Here is an 18,934-nt window from a genome sequence, read left to right as displayed (position 1 = left end):
ATGAAATTTGCTGTACTTGTCTTTCCGGGCTCCAATTGTGACATTGACTGCTATAAGGCTGTAGAAGAAAGCCTCGGCGAACCAGTTGATTATGTGTGGCATACCGCAACCGACCTGTCGTCGTATGACTGCATTCTTGTGCCGGGCGGATTCTCCTATGGTGACTATCTGCGCTGCGGCGCGATTTCCCGGTTCGCTCCGGTAATGGCTGAAGTAGCCAAGGCAGCGGAGCAGGGCAAATTCGTGCTCGGCATCTGCAACGGATTCCAGATTCTGACCGAAGCGGGCCTCCTGCCGGGGGCTCTGCGCCGCAACATGTCGATGAAGTTCCGCTGTCATGACACGGTGCTTAAGGTCGTTAACAACACTACTCCGTTTACAGTTGATTATGCGAAGGATGAGGAAATTGTCATTCCGATCGCGCATGGCGAAGGCAATTATTACTGTGATGAAGAGACGCTTGCTTCTTTGCAGGCGAACAATCAGATCGTGTTCACATACAGCGATAACCCGAACGGCTCGGTAGCCGATATTGCGGGGATCAGCAACGTGGCAGGCAATGTGGTAGGCATGATGCCCCATCCGGAACGTGCAGTAAGCAGTCTGCTTGGTTCGGAAGACGGCAAACGGATGTTTACATCCATTCTCAAGACTTGGAGGGAACGTTATGACGCAGCAAGTATCCGCTAAGGAGCCGACCGCAGAGCAGATTGCGGAGCAGAAAATCTACAGCCAGTTCGGTGTGTCGGACAGCGAATATGAGCTGATCACCTCTTTTATGGGCCGCCAGCCTAACTATACCGAAATCGGTGTATTCAGCGTTATGTGGTCCGAGCACTGTGCCTACAAAAACTCCAAGCCACTCCTCGGACGTTTCCCGACAAGCGGACCTCGTGTCCTTATGGGACCGGGCGAAGGCGCGGGAATTGTAGATATCGGTGACAACCAGGCCGTTGTATTCAAAATCGAAAGCCACAACCATCCGTCGGCTGTTGAGCCTTATCAGGGCGCGGCGACCGGGGTGGGCGGGATTATCCGCGATATTTTTTCCATGGGTGCAAGACCGGTTGCGCTGCTGAACTCCCTGCGTTTCGGGAAGCTTGAGAGCGACCGTGTAAAATATCTGTTCGAGCATGTGGTGTCCGGGATCGCAGGCTACGGTAACTGTATCGGCATTCCGACTGTCGGCGGTGAAATTATGTTCGACAACAGCTATGACGGTAATCCTTTGGTTAACGCGATGTGTGTCGGACTGATTGATCATGATAAAATCCAGCGCGGTGTCGCCAAAGGTGTAGGCAATCCCGTGTTCTACGTAGGTCCTCCTACGGGCCGTGACGGTATTCACGGGGCAACCTTTGCTTCCGTTGAGCTGAGCGAGGAGTCTGAAGCCAAGAAGACTGCCGTACAGGTCGGCGATCCGTTCATGGAAAAGCTGGTTATGGAATCCTGCCTTGAGCTGATCGACAGCGGCATTGTACTGGGTATTCAGGATATGGGCGCAGCAGGCCTTACCTGTTCCAGCGCAGAGATGGCGAGCAAAGCGGGCAACGGCCTGGAGCTGTATCTGGATCAGGTGCCGCAGCGTGAAGAAGGCATGACGCCTTATGAAATGATGCTGTCCGAATCCCAGGAGCGCATGCTGTTCGTGGTTGAGCCTAAGGATGAGGCGCAGGCGCAGGAGATTTTTGACCGGTGGGGCGTGATCTGCCGTAAAGTGGGCAAGGTAACGGATGACGGCCGCCTGAAGCTGTTCCATCACGGTGAGGTTGTCGGCGACATGCCGGTAACGGCGCTGGTGGACGAGTGTCCGATCTATAAAAAGCCTTCTACTGTTCCAGCTTATTATGTAGACAATGCTAATGTAGATACTTTGCGTTATGAAGAAGTTACCGATCTGGGCGGCGCGCTGCGTACTGTACTGGCTTCGCCGACAGTAGCAAGCAAAGCATGGGTGTATAACCAATACGATTATATGGTCCGCACCAGCACAGCGGTCCGTCCGGGCTCGGATGCCGCAGTGGTAACCATTAACGGCACCCGTAAAGGCCTGGCAATGACTACAGACTGCAACGGGCGTTATGTCTATCTCGACCCTGAAGTGGGCGGACGCATCGCGGTAAGTGAAGCGGCCCGCAACATTGTCTGCTCCGGTGCGAAGCCGCTGGCGATTACCGACAACCTGAATTTTGGCAGCCCGGAGAAGCCGGAGATTTTCTGGCAGATGGAACGTGCGGTTGACGGTATGGCGGAGGCCTGCCGTGTGCTGGATACTCCGGTTATCGGCGGTAACGTCAGCCTTTACAATGAAAATGCTGCCGGCGCCATTTATCCGACCCCGGTTGTCGGTATGGTGGGTCTGGTTGAAGATACAGATCACATTACGACTCAGGCGTTCAAGCAGGAGGGCGATGCCATTCTGCTGCTGGGCGTAACCAAAGCTGAGCTTGGCGGCAGCGAGTTCCAGTATGCCGTTCACGGTGTAACCGAAGGACGTCCGCCGGAGCTTGAACTGGCTACTGAACAAAAATTGCTGGATGCTGTACTGTCCGCGATCCGTGGCGGCCTGGTCCGCTCGGCACATGACTTGTCCGAAGGCGGATTGGCTGCTGCGTTGGCTGAGAGCTGTATCAGCGGCGGAATCGGCGCGAACATTGAGCTGTCGGCTGGCGGACTGCGCCATGATGTGGCGCTGTTCAGCGAAACCCAGTCCCGTATTGTGCTGACCTCGGCGCCTGACCGCGCAGAAGAGCTCAAAGCAGCGGTAGCCGCTTACGGCGTACCGGTGGAAATCATCGGAACGGTCGGCGGTGACAGACTGCGCGTATCCTTGGACGGTGCATCCGCACTGGATGAGGCCGTATCCGAACTTAAATCCGTGTGGGAGGATGCTATTCCATGTCTTATGAAATAAAGACCGGGAACAAGCAGGAGACCCCCATCCTGTGGACCGGCGACTTTTACAATGAAGGAACGGGCTCGGGAGATATTTTTGATACGTTAAAAGAGGAATGCGGCGTCTTCGGGGTCTTCGGACACCCGGAGGCCGCCTCCATGTCCTATTACGGGCTGCATGCCCTGCAGCACCGCGGGGAAGAGAGCGCAGGCATCTGCGTAGCAGACGGCCGTGACTTCAATTACCACCGCGGCATGGGCCTGGTGAAGGAAGTCTTCGACAAGGACAAAATTGCCTCGCTGGTCGGCGACATGTCCATCGGACATGTGCGCTACTCCACCAGCGGGGACAGCCGGCTGACGAATGCGCAGCCGCTGGTCTTTAAATACCGTGACGGCGATCTGGCGATTGCCACCAACGGCAACATCGTCAACGAGCCGCTGATCCGAAAGCAACTTGAGATGAGCGGGTCGATCTTCCAGACGACGAGCGACACCGAGGTGTTGGCGCATCTGATTGCGCGTTCGCCGAAGGATTTTGTCGAAGCGGCCAAGGAAGCGCTGCGCCAGCTGGTTGGCGGCTTTGCCTTTCTGCTGATGACCAATGACAAGCTGATCGTCGCCTCTGACCCGCACGGGCTGCGCCCGCTGGTGATGGGCCGGCTCGGTGAAGCGTATGTCTTCGCATCAGAGTCCTGTGCCCTTGAAGTCATCGGAGCCACTCTGGTCCGTGACATCGAGCCGGGCGAGCTGCTGGTGCTGGACAAGAACGGCTTCCTCGAAGACAGATTCACTGAACCGAAACGCAAAGCGCTGTGCGCGATGGAATATATTTATTTTGCCCGCCCGGACAGCGACCTTAACGGCTCCAACCTGCACTCCGCCCGCAAGCGGATGGGCAGCCGGATGGCGCTGGAGTCCTTCGTCGATGCTGACATTGTCACCGGCGTACCGGATTCCAGTATCTCGGCAGCCATCGGCTATGCCGAGCAGACCGGCATCCCGTATGAGCTTGGGCTGATCAAGAACAAGTACACCGGCCGGACGTTCATCCAGCCGAGCCAGGAGCTGCGCGAGCAGGGTGTGAAGATGAAGCTAAGCGCCGTGCGCCGCGTTGTCGAAGGCCAACGTGTTGTCATGATCGACGACTCGATCGTGCGCGGCACGACCTCACGCCGGATCGTCAATCTGCTGCGCGAGGCCGGAGCACTTGAGGTGCATGTGCGGATTACCTCGCCGCCGTTCAAGAACCCGTGCTTCTACGGGATTGATACCCCGGACCGCCGCGAGCTGATTGCGTCGTATAAGACCATTCAGGAAATGTGCGAAGAGATCAACGCCGATTCCCTGGCGTTCCTGTCGCCGGAAGGGCTGATCCAGTCCATCGGCGGCTACAGCAGCAATGAATACAAGGGAGGCCTGTGCCTCTCCTGCTTCGATAATGATTACCCGACGCAGGTTGATTTCGGCGGGGAAGAGAAGGACGGGTGCTCTTGCTAGTGGTGTCCATCCCCCTAAGTCCCCCTTGCAAAGGGGGATTCCGGAGGGCTCGGCCCTCCGGCCACCCGAAAGCTCGGCGGTAGGAGTTTGCTCTAAACTTGCTAAGATGGCGTGGGTGCTTGTGCCCGCTTTGTCCTGCGGACACGCTCTACGGCGCTGCGCGCCCTGGCGGCCTGCGGACCGCCGGGCCGTTGGCTCGTAACCCCGGCTGTTTGCTTCGCAAATGCGGGGGATTACTCGCTGAGGGAGCGCGCGGCTTCGCCCCGCGCCCGCAAGATCCTGGCTCGTAACCCCGACTGTTTGCTTCGCAAAAGCGAGTTGGCTCTCGCTAAGCGAGGCGCTTGGCTTCGCCAGGAGCGCCGAGCCCATGCCCCTGTGCAAGGCGCAAACTTCGGCTTGCGGCCGGGTTAACCCTTGTGGTCTGAGTCATGGAGGGGAAGTTTGGAACTGTAGGAGCGTAGCGTTCGCCTGAAAGCTTTCCGCAGGAAAGCTCGCATCGGAAGCATAAGCTATATTTGGATTTCTACCGCGGCCAGCGGATTAGATCAGGAAATCCAAATATAACAGCGACCGGAAGTCCAAACATTCCCCGTAATGATGACTATGACCACAAATAACCAGGCCGCCCCAAACCAGCGCTCTAAACTAATTAAAATGAGGTGTCCAAAAGTGTCGGAAGCTTATAAAAACGCCGGAGTGGATATTGCAGCCGGTAATGAAGCGGTAGAACGCATGAAAAAGCATGTAAAACGCACATACCGTCCGGAGGTCATGACTGAGCTCGGCGGATTCGGCGCACTGTTCGGTCTCAACAAAGATAAATACGACGAGCCTGTACTGGTATCGGGTACTGACGGCGTTGGCACAAAGCTCAAGCTTGCGTTCGCGGCGGACCGCCACGATACGATCGGTATTGATGCGGTTGCTATGTGTGTCAACGACATTGTGGTGCAGGGCGCTGAGCCGCTGTTCTTCCTGGACTACCTCGCCTGCGACAAAGTTGTGCCGGAGAAGATCGAAGCCATTGTTGCCGGAATCGCTGAAGGCTGCCACCAGGCAGGCTGCGCGCTGATCGGCGGCGAAACGGCTGAAATGCCGGGCATGTACGCTGCCGGCGAATACGATATTGCCGGATTCACAGTCGGCGTTGCGGATAAGGCCAAGCTGGTTACCGGTGCAGACATTGCTCCTGGAGATGCTGTAATCGGCCTTGCCTCCAGTGGGATTCACAGCAACGGCTTCTCGCTGGTGCGCAAGCTTTTGCTGGAGCAGGCGGGCTATGAGCTGAACGATGTCGTTCCTGAGCTGGGCGCTCCGCTTGTGGATGTGCTGCTCGCACCAACCAAAATCTACGTAAAACCGCTGCTGGCCCTGCTTGAGCAGTTGACCGTTAAAGGCATGGCGCATATTACAGGCGGAGGCTTTATTGAGAATATTCCGCGGATGCTGCCGGATAACGTAAATGTAGAAATTAACTACGGCTCCTGGCCGATCCAGCCGGTCTTCGGCCTGATGCAGGAGAAGGGCAACGTAACAAACCGTGATATGTTCACCACTTTCAATATGGGAATCGGTCTGGTGCTGGTAGTATCTGCTGCAGACAGTGAGCGTGCGCTTGAGCTGCTGAAAGCAGGCGGAGAAGAGGCTTATCTGATCGGAACGGTGACTGAAGGGGAGCGCATTGTTACCTTTACGGGAGCTGAGGTCTGATGAGCAGCCGCCGGATCGCTGTATTTGCCTCCGGGCAGGGCAGCAATTTTGCTGCACTCATTGAAGCGCAGAGAGCCGGGCAGCTTGGTGAGGGAAGCATTGAGCTGCTGGTCTCTGACCGGCCGGAGGCGCTTGTGGCACAGCGGGCGGAGGCTGCGGACGTACCCGCCCTCCTGCTGCGGCCGAAGGAGTTCGCCAGCCGCGAGCTGTATGAGGCGGAGATTGTGGCCGAGCTGAAGCGCCGGGACATCGGGCTGATTGTACTTGCCGGTTACATGCGGCTGATCACTCCGGTGCTGCTGGAGCCTTTTGCGGGGAGGATTATCAACATCCATCCTTCGCTCCTGCCTGCTTTTGCCGGGAAGGACGCGATTGGACAGGCGCTGGATTACGGCGTGAAGCTGACCGGAGTAACGGTGCACTTCGTCGACGGCGGGATGGATACCGGGCCGGTCATTGCCCAGCGCAGCGTTGCGGTGGAAGCAGAGGACACGGCTGAGTCACTGGCACAGCGGATTCACCAGATAGAATATGAGCTGTATCCGGAGGTTGTCCGTGCTTATGCAGCCGGAAAAGTTGAGCTGAACGGCAGGCATGTTGTTGTCCGCGAGTAGTTTAACCGTCAGTTTAGACGGCCAAGAGTTCATACTTGTATTGCCCTGCTGACCCGCTGTCATAATTCAGCATAAAGCTCCGAATACGGGGGCAGTCTTTTATATCGACAGTTTGCGCAGAATCCGCGGATTCTGATATTTCTCGGGAAATATTGCACAAAGTTTAGAGGGTGTCGTCTTGCGGCTGTACCGCTGCTTTCCTTGACGAATGAAGCCCCATAAAGTGACAGGGTTCACGGGGAAGGCCTGGTTGTATTTTATACAATTGATTTTTTTGTAGAACCACCCGAAAGCAGGTTCTATTGTATTCCGTACAATTGATTTTAAGAAAATGAGGCCAAAACAGCAAAAGCAGATAATCTGCTGCACAAAATGCAACAGATTCTGTTTTCAGACGGATATGCCTGTTATCTGTTGTACAAAGTACAATAGATCCTCTTTTACCTAGATTGCAGCAATCCTTAGCGAAGCTTCGCCGTAACTAGTAAGTTAACAACACTAATCTTGCATCATCCGGAGGAGGACTATTCAAGTGAGTATCAAAAGAGCGCTGGTCAGCGTATCGGACAAACAGGGCATCGTGGATTTTTGCCGCGAGTTGTCTGCATTGGGCGTAGAAATTATCTCCACAGGCGGCACTAGCACACTTTTGGCTAAAGAAGGCGTACCGGTTATCGGCATCTCCGATGTAACGGGCTTCCCGGAAATTATGGACGGACGGGTCAAAACCCTGCATCCGGCTGTACACAGCGGCCTGCTGGCCGTTCGTGACAACGAGGAGCATACGCGTCAGATGACGGAGCTGGGCCTCGGCTATATCGACCTGGTGGTAGTGAATCTGTATCCGTTCGCGCAGACAATTGCCAAGCCGGATGTGTCCTACGAGGAAGCGATCGAGAACATCGATATCGGCGGACCGACGATGCTGCGTTCTGCGGCGAAGAACCATGCTTTTGTCAGTGTGGTTGTGGATGCGGCCGATTATGCCAATGTGCTTGAAGAGGTGCGTGCAGGGGGAGATACCACCCTTGAAACCCGCAAACGTCTTGCGGCAAAAGTGTTCCGCCATACGGCGGCTTACGACGCCCTGATTGCCGATTATCTGGCGGGTGTGACCGGTGAACCGCTGCCGGAGCGCTATACTGTTACTTATGAGAAAATCCAGGATCTCCGCTACGGGGAGAACCCGCACCAGAAGGCGGCATTCTACCGCAAGCCGCTGGCAGCGCAGGACACACTGACTGCGGCCGAGCAGCTGCACGGCAAGGAATTGTCCTACAACAACATCAACGATGCCAACGCGGCGCTGCAGATCGTTAAGGAGTTCGAGGAGCCGGCTGTGGTGGCTGTTAAGCATATGAATCCTTGCGGAGTAGGCGTGGGAACCAGTGTGTATGAAGCCTATCAGAAAGCGTACAACGCTGATCCGACCTCTATCTTCGGCGGAATCGTCGCTGCTAACCGGATTATTGATGCGGATACTGCGAATCTGCTGAAGGATATCTTCCTGGAAATCATCCTGGCTCCGGGCTTCACTGAGGAAGCGCTGGACATTCTGACCAAGAAGAAAAATATCCGTCTGCTCAAGATCGGCAATCTTAGTGCTGCAGCTGCACGTAAGAGCAGCTTTGTTGTGACTTCAATTGAGGGCGGCATGGTTGTGCAGGAGAGCGATGTGCACTCCGTAAATGCGGATGAGCTGCAGGTGGTTACCGATCGCAAGCCTACCGAGGAAGAACTGAAGCAGCTGTTGTTTGGCTGGAAAGTGGTTAAGCATGTGAAGTCCAATGCGATCGTGCTGGCAGCGGATGATATGACAGTCGGCGTCGGTGCAGGCCAAATGAACCGTGTCGGCGCAGCGAAGATTGCTATCGAGCAGGCGGCAGACAAAGCCAAGGGTGCTATTCTCGCATCTGACGCGTTCTTCCCGATGGGCGATACGCTTGAACTTGCAGCAAAGGCAGGCATCACCGCGGTTATCCAGCCGGGCGGCTCGATTAAGGACGAGGAATCGATCAAGGTTGCCAATGAATATGGAATCGCTATGGTCTTCACGGGCGTCCGCCATTTCAAACACTAAACTACCTGGGGAGGATTTCAGTTCAATGGATATTTTAGTGGTCGGCGGCGGGGGCCGGGAGCATGCGATTATCTGGAAGCTGTCCCAAAGCCCGTCAGCCGGTAAAATCTACTGTGCACCCGGCAACGCCGGGATTGCCCAGCTGGCCGAGTGTGTGCCGATCGGCGTGTTTGAGTTCGATAAGCTAACGGCATTCGCCAAGGAGAAAGAGGTAGGGCTTGTCGTTATCGGTCCCGATGATCCGCTGGCGGCAGGCATTGTTGATGCTTTTGAAGCACAGGACATTCCGGTATTCGGACCTCGTAAAAATGCAGCGGAAATCGAAGGCAGCAAAACCTTTATGAAGGACCTGCTGCATAAGTACAATATTCCGACAGCAGCCTATGAGAAGTTCAGCGATTATGAAGCTGCACTTTCGTATTTGCGCGGGCAGGAGCTGCCGATTGTAATTAAGGCAGATGGTCTGGCGGCAGGCAAAGGGGTAACGGTTGCGTATTCGCGCGAGGAAGCCGAGCTGGCACTGCGTGACATCATGGTCACCAAGGTGTTCGGTGAAGCCGGCGCCCAGGTTGTTATTGAGGAGTTCCTGGCCGGGCAGGAGATGTCGATCCTCGCTTTTGTGGATGGGGAGACCGTACGTCCTATGGCGGCTGCACAGGATCACAAGCCGGTATTCGACGGAGACAAGGGGCCTAATACCGGCGGGATGGGCACATATTCCCCTCTGCCGCATATTGACGAGTCTATTATCCATGAGGCGGTTAAGACCATTATTGAGCCAACTGCCAAAGCTATGGTATCTGAAGGCCGTTCCTTCAGCGGCGTGCTGTTCGCGGGTCTCATGATTTCACCGGACGGCAAACCTAAGACGATTGAATTCAATGCCCGGTTCGGCGATCCGGAGACCCAGGTGGTGCTGCCGCGGCTGAAGAGTGATCTCTTGGAAATTTTCCTGGCTGTGGCAGAGGGCAGACTGGCTGATACCTCTATTGAGTGGAGCGATGAGGCGGCTGTATGTGTAGTGCTGGCGTCTCAGGGCTATCCGGGTAATTATCCAAAAGGCGTGACGATAACCGGGCTGGAGGAAGCAGGGGACGGACTGGTCTTCCATGCGGGAACTGCGCGGGGAGAGGACGGAAGCTGGCTTACCAACGGCGGACGTGTGCTGGGGGTAGTAGGTAGAGGAGCGGATATTGCCGAAGCGCGTGCAGCAGCCTATGCCAGTGCGGAGAAAATTCATTTTGAAGGCAAGCAAAACCGCAGGGACATAGCCATGAAGGCGCTGGTCTAAAGGTAAGAAACAGCTACTTTATTCCTAATTTTCTCGTAGAAAGTCCCAAAAAAGGACTGACAAGTGATAGAAGAAGTGCTATAATACAACTCGTACGGGGGAAAATGTTCGGATATATACAGATAAAAGGTCTTTCCTTTCATGGAAAGGCCTTTTTTAATCATAAAGAATTTATAAGTTTTCGGGGTCCCCGCAAAGTATCTGAGTCAGCATCCATGTAAAGGCCTCACTTTGTGGGGTATTTGAAATTTGTTTTTTAAGTATAGGAGGAATTAGCTTTGAGTAAGGTTGGAAGAAATGACTTGTGTCCATGCGGAAGCGGTAAAAAATATAAAAAATGCTGTCTGGGAAAAGAAACCTCTGCAGTAGAGTCGATTCTGCGGCTCGTTACAACTGAGGAGGCAGATGCAGCTGCAGCACAAGCCGCTGCTTCTCCTGAAACGGGTGTCCGACCTGAAGGCAAGCTTACACTGACCAAGCTGAAGAAAATGGTGACCCGTGAACTGAGATGGGAGCATCCGGCTCATGAGCAGCTGGCCATGCAGCTGATCGAGAGTATGCGGAGCCAGTATGAGCGGGAGCTGATTTTCGAAGCAGTGGTGCTATGGAACGGCTTCTCCGGCCAGACCAAGCCTGCAGTCAAGAAAGCAGGGTCATTCTGCGCGGCAATCGAGTATATTTTGTCTGAAGAATACGGGTTCAATCTATCCCAGGCTGAGCTGGCCGATAAATATGAGGTTACCACGGCAACGATTTCACGCAAAGTGAAGGAAATGCTGAATTATATAGAGGAATACGGGAGAGAAGGCGACTCAGACGAGCTGCTTGTGCTGAACGGTGGCGGAACTGCCAGAGAGAAGGCACAGCTGCTGCTACATAAAGCTATGGAGTCCACTTCCGGAAAGCGCCGTATTCAGCTGGCAGAGGCTGCTCTGGAGATCTATCCGGACAGCTCTGATGCTTACCTGGTGCTTGCCGAGGAGTCGGAGAATGAGCAAGAAGCGCGTGCCTTTCTAAAGGCGGGTATCGCTGCCGGCGAACGGGAGCTGGGAGAAGCGTTTTTTGCCGAGCATAAAGGCCACTTCTGGGGGCTGACGGAGACCCGTCCGTATATCCGGATCTGCAAGAGCTATGCGGAGTCCTGCTGGTTTGGCGGCAAAGCGGAAGAAGCTGCTGAGATTCTGGAGCACATTCTGGAGCTTAATCCGGACGACAATACGGGTTCCCGGTATCTGCTGGCCGCGGTCTACCTGTACAGCAACCAGCTGAAAGAAGCGGAGCAGTTCTTGAAGAAATACGGCGAGGATGATGCGGCTGCTGCTTTTGCCTATGACCGGATCGTCCTGGAATATAAGAAGAACGGCATTACCTCCCAGTTAAAAATGCTGTACCGTGTAGCGCGCGGTGTGAACAAGCATGTGCCTGATTATCTGCTGGGTATGAAGCGTCTGCCGCATAATCTTCCGGATTTCGTCGGCATGGGCGATTCCAATGAAGCAGTTGAATACGTCATTATGCATTCCCGTTTATGGGCTAGCCTGCCGGACTTGCTGAAATGGATGCTGAAGCAACAATAGAAAAGAATATGATTGCTGTATTAATAGGGCTGCCGGAACGATTCCGGCGGCTTTTTTTTGTAACTGGCCATTGCAGAAGAATGAAAAGTACCGGATTTGATGGCGAAAATAACACAAAAATTTCATTATATAATCTCCTGCAAAAAAATGTAGAAATCAAGGAAAAAAAGGGTTGACCAATGATAAGCAATTGGCTATATTTGTAATATATTAGAAAAAGTTATCAGTTTTCAGCGGAGAAGTAGAGGGGTTTTCAGGCATTGCCGATGTTCCTTCAGGAGGTGGTTATTTGATCTATACAACCACGATTCGCAGCGAGCTGGAAGACTATATTGAACGTGAGGGTTTGAATCTCAGCCAGCTGGGAAGGAGAGCCGGCCTTAATGCAGGGACGGTCAGCTCCTTAATGAAGGGGAGCAGGGTGCTAGCGGTTGACCAGCTGGACAGGATAACCAGGGTACTGGGCTTGCCGGAGGGTTATTACTACGAGCATTACATTCAGGAATGCATCGTAGAGACCGTGCCGAACTGGCGACGGATCAGGCCGTTTCTGTTCCGGTGTGCAGAGCTGGACTGCCTGAATTGCATTCGCCAGTCAGTACAGCTGCTGTTGGACAATCTGACCTATTCACCGCTTTTGTTTGAGGTTGCAGAAGAATTCTTTAATGCCGGTAAGTGGAAGGCGGCCGCTATTCTCTATGAGAGTGTTGCCGCAAGTGAACGGAGGCAGCATTCGGAACGTCTGGCCTTCTGCCAGTACCGGCTGTATCTGCTGCGGCTGGGAGATAATCAGGAGAACAATCTTCAGGCGGCGATTCAATTTGAGCCATTTGTAGAAAGGCTCGATGAGCTGGATCAGCTGGATGCCCTCAGGGAATTGGCTAATACATACAAGTCCTTACAACGCTGGGATAAGGTTGATGAAATAGCTGCAGAGCTTGGCGCTAAGGCTAAGATACAGCTTAGATTAGCCTCTCAGCCAGAGGCTGGGAGAGAGGCTTATAATAAGCTCAAGCGGCCCCTGTTTGCATATTTGGCGTTCTCAGACCTGCTGCGCGGCGGTGTCTGTGATGCAAGGGGAGCTTATGAGGAGGCGCTTGAATACGCCTATAGATATGCCGATTTGAGCTGGGTGGAAGACAGTGATGAAGAAACCGGGAAGTGGGTCCAGCTATTCGAGGGATGGGCTAAAGCTAATATACTCGTATGTAAGCTTATGATCGGTAATGAGAGTGTCCTATATGAATACGCAGAATTAATTGAGAGTGATGAAGAAGAAATACTGATAGGAATTCTGAATATTACAAAGGCTGCAAATAGATTTGCTTTTAATATCGATATCATTCTGGAGAAGTTTAAGTTCCGGCTCATGCCCTATTTTTCGCTGCAGTCGAACTCTGCGTGCATATATACCCCACAGATTATAGATGAAGAATCTACGGAGTGTTGCTATCAGCTAGCCTATTACTATCTATGGAATAAGCTATATTCTGAGGGTTTCCGATATGTGCTGACTGGTTTGGAGAAGGCGAAGTTTATCAATAACGAAGCCCGCATACTATCATTTGTGCGCTTATTTGAACAATACCGGGATTACGCATCATTTGACATACAGCGGCAATACCAAAATTCGATGACAAAGGGGTTTGTTCAGGATGAAAAGAAAATTAGCAGGATTATTAGTAGTAAGTAGTTTGTTGTTGGCAGTAGTCGTTCCCGGTCTGTCTCAGGCAAGCCCAATAACTCCGAACAATATCCATGGCTGTTTGTAATTGAAGTCGCCAAAGGACCAGCCGCTGGCTGGTCCTTTTTTTTGTCTGAAAATTTTATTATTTATCTGAAAAAAGTTTCACATAGAGTAACGCATATTATTTTACAATACTATCAAAAGGAGGGATAAAAGGTGAAGGATTCAGAGTGTATGAAACACAGCATTGAGCAAGCCCGCTATAAGCTGAATAAGCTGGAACAGCAATTTGATCTCTTACATCCCGTGGTGCTCCATCAGTCGATGGTACTCGATGAACTTATAAATGAATATAACCGCTATTGCTTCAGACGGGCGATGGAGGCTTTGCGCAGCAAGTCCCATACCGGCGAAGGCAACTGGACGGAACAGCCGCGGCAGTTGAGCTACAGCTAAGCGGAATTCCCGGGAATTAAATTTTTTGGTTAGTTGCGGCACAATGTCATGAACAACCTTTAGATTAGCCGCTGCCGCAGCTGCATCCTCCTTCTCTGCGTTTCACTCCCCAATCCGATTACCCTAAGATCCTCCACAGTACTATACAGCAATCCACTTTTGACAAGAAATCTAACATGATATCTATTGAAAGATCTCTTCATTCGATAATTTAGCTAATACTGGACATTTTCTACATGAAAATGTTTGTTTAATGCTGCATTTTCCTGAAAAAACCTGACATGGACACAGTAATTTCACAGCTCAATGTTAAACGGTAAAGGGATAAAGAGTTTTTTTGCAGAAATAAGCTGAAATAAGTCGAAAACAGCTGGTTTATTCAGAAGAGAGTACTGTCGGCTCATATTGATCAAAGGTGGGGAGCCCTATGGCACTAAGAAAGAAGAAAGAAGAAAAGAACAAGGACGGGCAGAAGCCGGCACTGATGACTGTGGAGGGACAGGGGGAGTTCACCGCAGAAGGTTTGAGGAAGGCAGCGGAGCCGCTCTCCGTGCTTCAGGCATGGATGGAACCGGTCCGCAATATGGGCATCCGGGGCAAGCTGTTTTTGTCCGTTATCGTGTCTGTTGTTACTATTATTGTTGCTGTCGCCCTGGTTATCTATAGCAATGCCAAGCAGATTATCGTAGAGGATTTGAGCAGTGCGCTGTCGTACGAGAAGGAGGAGATCAATGTTAAGGTTAATGATCTCCTCCAGCCAGCGTCCGCCAGTGTTGAGCTGCTGAATGCCAACAGCTACATCCGGAATTTTATCGGTATGGTGAAGTCCGCTGACACGGTTAAAACTACCGAGGGCTATACTGAGCTCATCGAAACTCTTAACCTCATTAAGGACAGCAACAAGAATTTGCTTAACGTATATATCGGGCTGGATGCGGTGAACAAGGTCATTACACAGGCTGAGTTTGAGCCTCCGGCGGACTTTAATATGAAGGAGCGCACCTGGTATACCTCTACAGCCCGCAATAACCGGGTGACGGTAACCGATCCTTATATTGATGCAGGCTCCGGCAAAATGGTGGTTAGTGTGACAGCGCCGATTCAGAACGACTCCGGCCAGCTCATCGGGGTTGCAGGCGTAGATATTTCGACAGAGCAAATCACACAGGCGCTGAGCGCTTTTAATTACAAGGGCAGCGGGTTTGCCATTCTGATTGATAAGACAGGAACGTTCATCTATCACCCGGATGCTGACAATATTCTGCTGAAGAAAATGAGTGATCTGGGTCCGGATTGGAAAACCGTCGGCGACAAAATGATCCAATGGGGCGCTAACGTGATTACAACCGAGATTGAAGGTACGGACAGCTATGTCTCTTATGCCCCTGCCGTTCAGAACCAGTGGTCGGTCGCACTGATTGTTCCCCGGGCGGATGCGGAAAAGATTCTTAAGACGTTCAAGCTGATCTTTTTTATCTCGGTTATAGCTGCGATTGCGGTAATGTCCGCCCTGCTCTATTTTGTCTCCAATAGTATTCTGAAGCAGATTCCTGTTCTGACTGCGGCGTTCAGGACGGCGATGACCGGTGATATGTCGGTACGGGCCAGAGTAACGGCAAGAGGTGAGATTGGTGTGCTGGCGGATGGCTTTAATGAGATGATTTCATCCCAGCAGAAGCTGATTCAGGATATAAAGGTGAGCTCCGGAAGTATCTCCAAGGCTCTCGACAATACAGAGAAAAATATATTTGCGCTCGACGGCGGTATTTCGGAGGTTTCGGCGATTACGGAGGAATTGTCAGCCGGTTTGCAGCAGACAGCCGCTTCCATGCAGGAGATGAATGCCAGTACGAATGAAATCGAGCACGCGGTGAACGGGATTGCCCGCAAAGCCCAGGAAGGCGCCGAGGCGGCCAGCCGGATAAATGAACGCGCCGACAGGCTGAAGCAGGCTGCTGTCGCTTCACGGATGCAGGCAGATAGAATATACGGTGAGAGTGAAGAGAAGCTTCGCAGTGCAATCGAGCAATCTGCGTCCATTCAGCAGATCCGGCTCCTGTCGGGAGCTATCCTGGAAATTGCTGCACAGACCAATCTTCTGTCGCTGAATGCTTCGATTGAGGCAGCAAGGGCCGGAGAGGCAGGACGCGGATTCGCTGTTGTCGCCGAGGAAATCCGCAAGCTGGCCGATACCTCACGCGAGACGGTTTCAGAGATTCAGAATGTTACAGAATCGGTAGTCGGGGCTGTCGAAGGGCTCGTGGAAGGCGCTGAGAGGATGCTGCGCTTCATGGATAACCAGGTGCTTAGGGATTACGATTCCATGCAGGAGACAGGTCAGCGGTACAGCGAGGATGCCCGGTATATTGAGGAGCTGGTGACTGATTTCAGCGCAACCTCTGAACAGCTGCTTGCTTCCATCCAAAGTATATTGACGGCCATTGGGGAGACCAGCATCGCAACGAATGAGGGAGCTGCGGGAGCAGGCAGCATTGCTGTCCAGGCGGAGCAGATTATCAGCAAATCAGGCGGGATCGTCGCCGAGATGGAAGATATCAAGAATAGCTCGGTACAGCTGCAGCAAGCCGTGTCGCGGTTTAAGGCTTAGAAATATGTAACCAGCTTTGCTGCCGGGGCGCAAGGCTGGTTATTTTTGTGAAAAATATAAACTTGTATGCTTTAGTTCTGCTACTTTTGCAGCCGTTTCTGCTTGAAGCTAGAAGGAGTATTGCCCGGAGGAGACAGTACTTGATAAAATGTCTTTTGAAGAGTATGTTACAAGAAGTATAAATTTTAGATAGAAACAGTGAGGCGAGGAACTTGATGAGAGACGGCGAAGACCGGATCGTAGGAATGGAAGATATTGTGCGGGCCCACCATGTGCTGCGGGAGGTAATCGTCCGTACACCGCTTCAGCTGGATGCGGTGCTGTCGGCCAAATATGGCTGCAATGTATATTTGAAACGCGAGGATTTGCAGATTGTCCGCTCCTTCAAGATTCGTGGAGCCTATAATATGATTCGCAGCCTGTCTGCCGAGGACCGGGCCAAAGGCATTGTCTGTGCGAGTGCAGGTAATCATGCACAGGGTGTTGCGTATTCCTGTAAGGCGCTCGGAATCAAGGGCAAGGTCTTTATGCCAAGCACAACTCCCAATCAGAAGATTAAGCAGGTCCGGCGCTTTGGCGGAGAATTTGTCGAGGTCATTCTCAAAGGGGACACCTTTGATGATGCCTATGACGAAGCGTTGCAGGCCTGCATTGATCATAGCATGACGCTGATTCACCCATTTGATGAGCCGCGGATTATTGCCGGTAACGGCACGATAGCCATGGAGGTTATGGAGAATCTGGACAAGCCGGCGGACTTTGTGTTCGTTACCATCGGCGGAGGCGGTCTGGCTGCTGGTGTAGCTACTTATATAAAAACCGTAAGCCCCTCAACCAAGGTTATCGGCGTAGAGCCTTCAGGAGCTGCTTCCATGAGTGAAGCCATAGAGCGCGGTGAAGTGGTTACTCTTAAGGAGATCAACAAATTTGTGGACGGCGCTGCCGTCAAGCGTGTCGGCGGCCTGACCTATGATATCTGTGCCCGCCATCTGGATGATGTGGTCAAGGTGCCGGAAGGTAAGGCATGTACGACGATTCTGGAGCTGTATAATGAAAATGCCATTGTCGTTGAGCCGGCAGGTTCACTGCCGATTGCAGCACTGGATATGTACCGTGATCAGATCCGCGGCAAGACTGTGGTTTGCATCGTCAGCGGCGGTAACAACGATATCGACCGGATGCAGGAGATCAAGGAGCGGTCGCTGATCTATGAGGGGCTGAAGCATTACTTCATGATCAACTTCCCGCAGCGTGCCGGTGCACTGAAGGAATTCCTGGCCGAGGTGCTCGGTCCGGATGATGACATCACCCGCTTCGAATATACCAAGAAGAATGATAAGGAGAACGGTCCGGCCCTTGTCGGTATCGAGCTGTTCCAGCGTGAGGATTATGAGCCTCTGATTGAGCGGATGAAGCAGAAGGGCGTCGATTATACGGAGATCAACAAGGAGCCGAATCTGTTCAATATGCTGATCTAGCATTTAGTTCGAAACAACTAAAAAGGCCCGCCTGCGGAGAGTTCTCCGCGGGCGGGCCTTTTTAGCTTGGGATTTGAATGGGCTCTACGCCTGCTGCAGCGGAACCTCCGCCTTGCGGTAGTTCTCTACGGCATCATTCAGCTTATAGCCGTTCTCCTTCAGCAGCTTCATAAAGCCCTCAAGCTTCTCCAGGAAGGGGCTGCTGCCGGTATTCCGGGCGAGGAAACTGCTGTAGGCCTTTTGGGCCTCCAGATCCATCTCCTGATTGTCATAGTGGAACAGCGGGGTGTTATTCTGGCCGTAGAAGGTGTCGGTTTCATACATGGCATACAGCTGTTTGACCGCGCCTGTCCGGTTGGACTTGGGGTGGTTCCTAATGAATTGCTCCTGGCTCAGCGCCCGTCCGGCTACCTCAGACCAGCCGATGACGAGTCCGTTATCCTTGGAGGAGGGCAGATCGGATTCGGTAGCCATAATTGTAATATACTCCCGGATATCGCTTGTCACGTACAGCTTATACTTGCGGTAGGCGGCATAATCGATTACCGGAAAATAAGTGCCCTCTGCTGTCTCCAGTTTATATCCGCTCTCTCCGGCACTCTTGAGCAGGGCACGGAGAGTGCTGTCACTCGTACGCTCGGCCAGCTTAGCCATGCTAGCGCCGGTTATGTATATGGTGCCAAGCTTGCGCTGTACGGTGCTGTTGCTGAACCGGCTCTCCCATACCTTCAGCCCGGCCTTGTGGACATTTTCCAGCTTCAGAACCAGGACGGTTGCCTGATAAGGGGTAACCGCATAGATGCTGCTGTTCAAATATTTAATCGCCTGGGGCAGCTTGGCGGAGTCTGCCAGCAGCGGCAGGGCAGCCTGGTAGACTGCCTGGGCATGGCTGATGCCTGTAGCTGCTGTATTAGAGGCAGCAGCCGGTGCACCTGAAGCATACGCCGATAAGGCGGCTCCCTGGAGTCCGATAATGAAAGCAAGTGCTGTCAGTAGAATGTTATGCTTCTTCATGGAAGAACCCCCTGTAATGGTCGG

The 18,934-nt window shown here is 52.8% G+C and carries 14 protein-coding genes; 13 read left to right on the top strand and 1 reads right to left on the bottom strand.

The features are described 5' to 3' along the window. The 13 genes from purQ to ilvA all read left to right on the top strand — a co-directional run bounded on the left by purQ (position 1) and on the right by ilvA (position 17,896). Positions 1 to 690: a phosphoribosylformylglycinamidine synthase subunit PurQ gene (gene purQ, locus BLR64_RS20095; protein WP_090716858.1), complete on the top strand. Its 690-nt coding sequence runs from the start codon at positions 1 to 3 to the stop codon at positions 688 to 690. After that, entirely contained in the window at positions 668 to 2,914 is a 2,247-nt protein-coding gene (gene purL / locus BLR64_RS20090) for a phosphoribosylformylglycinamidine synthase subunit PurL (protein WP_090716857.1), read from the top strand. Before purQ ends, purL begins: the two co-directional genes overlap by 23 nt. Next, positions 2,899 to 4,395: an amidophosphoribosyltransferase gene (purF, locus tag BLR64_RS20085; protein WP_090716855.1), complete on the top strand. Its 1,497-nt coding sequence runs from the start codon at positions 2,899 to 2,901 to the stop codon at positions 4,393 to 4,395. The genes purL and purF overlap by 16 nt, the downstream gene beginning before the upstream one ends. Before the next feature lie 669 nt (positions 4,396 to 5,064). Further along, positions 5,065 to 6,105: a phosphoribosylformylglycinamidine cyclo-ligase gene (purM, locus tag BLR64_RS20080; protein ID WP_090716853.1), complete on the top strand. Its 1,041-nt coding sequence runs from the start codon at positions 5,065 to 5,067 to the stop codon at positions 6,103 to 6,105. Then, the gene (purN, locus tag BLR64_RS20075) at positions 6,105 to 6,719 is read left to right on the top strand and encodes a phosphoribosylglycinamide formyltransferase (RefSeq protein WP_090716852.1); all 615 of its coding nucleotides are present in this window, start codon (positions 6,105 to 6,107) and stop codon (positions 6,717 to 6,719) included. Before purM ends, purN begins: the two co-directional genes overlap by 1 nt. A 532-nt stretch (positions 6,720 to 7,251) precedes the next feature. Further along, entirely contained in the window at positions 7,252 to 8,799 is a 1,548-nt protein-coding gene (purH, locus tag BLR64_RS20070) for a bifunctional phosphoribosylaminoimidazolecarboxamide formyltransferase/IMP cyclohydrolase (protein WP_090716851.1), read from the top strand. A 25-nt stretch (positions 8,800 to 8,824) separates the two neighbouring features. Then, positions 8,825 to 10,090 (top strand): phosphoribosylamine--glycine ligase, encoded by a 1,266-nt coding sequence (gene purD, locus BLR64_RS20065; RefSeq protein ID WP_090716849.1) that lies wholly within the window; start codon positions 8,825 to 8,827, stop codon positions 10,088 to 10,090. 278 nt (positions 10,091 to 10,368) lie between these two features. Then, positions 10,369 to 11,667 carry an SEC-C metal-binding domain-containing protein gene (locus tag BLR64_RS20060; protein ID WP_090716848.1) on the top strand — a complete coding sequence of 433 codons (1,299 nt, stop codon included), beginning with the start codon at positions 10,369 to 10,371 and terminating at the stop codon, positions 11,665 to 11,667. Then, positions 11,646 to 11,843, top strand: coding sequence for a hypothetical protein (locus tag BLR64_RS30070; RefSeq protein WP_139172036.1), 198 nt, complete (start codon positions 11,646 to 11,648; stop codon positions 11,841 to 11,843). The genes BLR64_RS20060 and BLR64_RS30070 overlap by 22 nt, the downstream gene beginning before the upstream one ends. Positions 11,844 to 11,956: 113 nt before the next feature. Then, complete coding sequence (locus BLR64_RS20055) at positions 11,957 to 13,360, top strand: helix-turn-helix domain-containing protein (RefSeq protein ID WP_090716847.1); 1,404 nt, start codon at positions 11,957 to 11,959, stop codon at positions 13,358 to 13,360. 228 nt (positions 13,361 to 13,588) lie between these two features. Next, complete coding sequence (locus tag BLR64_RS31135) at positions 13,589 to 13,810, top strand: aspartyl-phosphate phosphatase Spo0E family protein (protein ID WP_341833393.1); 222 nt, start codon at positions 13,589 to 13,591, stop codon at positions 13,808 to 13,810. A gap of 427 nt (positions 13,811 to 14,237) precedes the next feature. Further along, entirely contained in the window at positions 14,238 to 16,418 is a 2,181-nt protein-coding gene (locus tag BLR64_RS20045) for a methyl-accepting chemotaxis protein (protein WP_090716844.1), read from the top strand. Between the two features lie 215 nt (positions 16,419 to 16,633). After that, entirely contained in the window at positions 16,634 to 17,896 is a 1,263-nt protein-coding gene (gene ilvA / locus BLR64_RS20040; protein ID WP_090716842.1) for a threonine ammonia-lyase IlvA, read from the top strand. A gap of 84 nt (positions 17,897 to 17,980) precedes the next feature. Here ilvA and BLR64_RS20035 read toward each other — a convergent pair whose 3' ends face one another. Continuing rightward, a complete protein-coding gene (locus BLR64_RS20035; protein ID WP_090716841.1) occupies positions 17,981 to 18,910 on the bottom strand; it encodes a hypothetical protein in 930 nt (309 codons plus the stop codon). Positions 18,911 to 18,934: the final 24 nt, after the last annotated feature.

The sequence above is a fragment of the Paenibacillus typhae genome (assembly GCF_900099765.1).
GTDB classification, from domain to species: Bacteria; Bacillota; Bacilli; order Paenibacillales; family Paenibacillaceae; genus Paenibacillus_AQ; species Paenibacillus_AQ typhae.
Note: the sequence above shows the minus strand (reverse complement) of the source record. Positions and strands in the feature narration are given on the sequence as shown.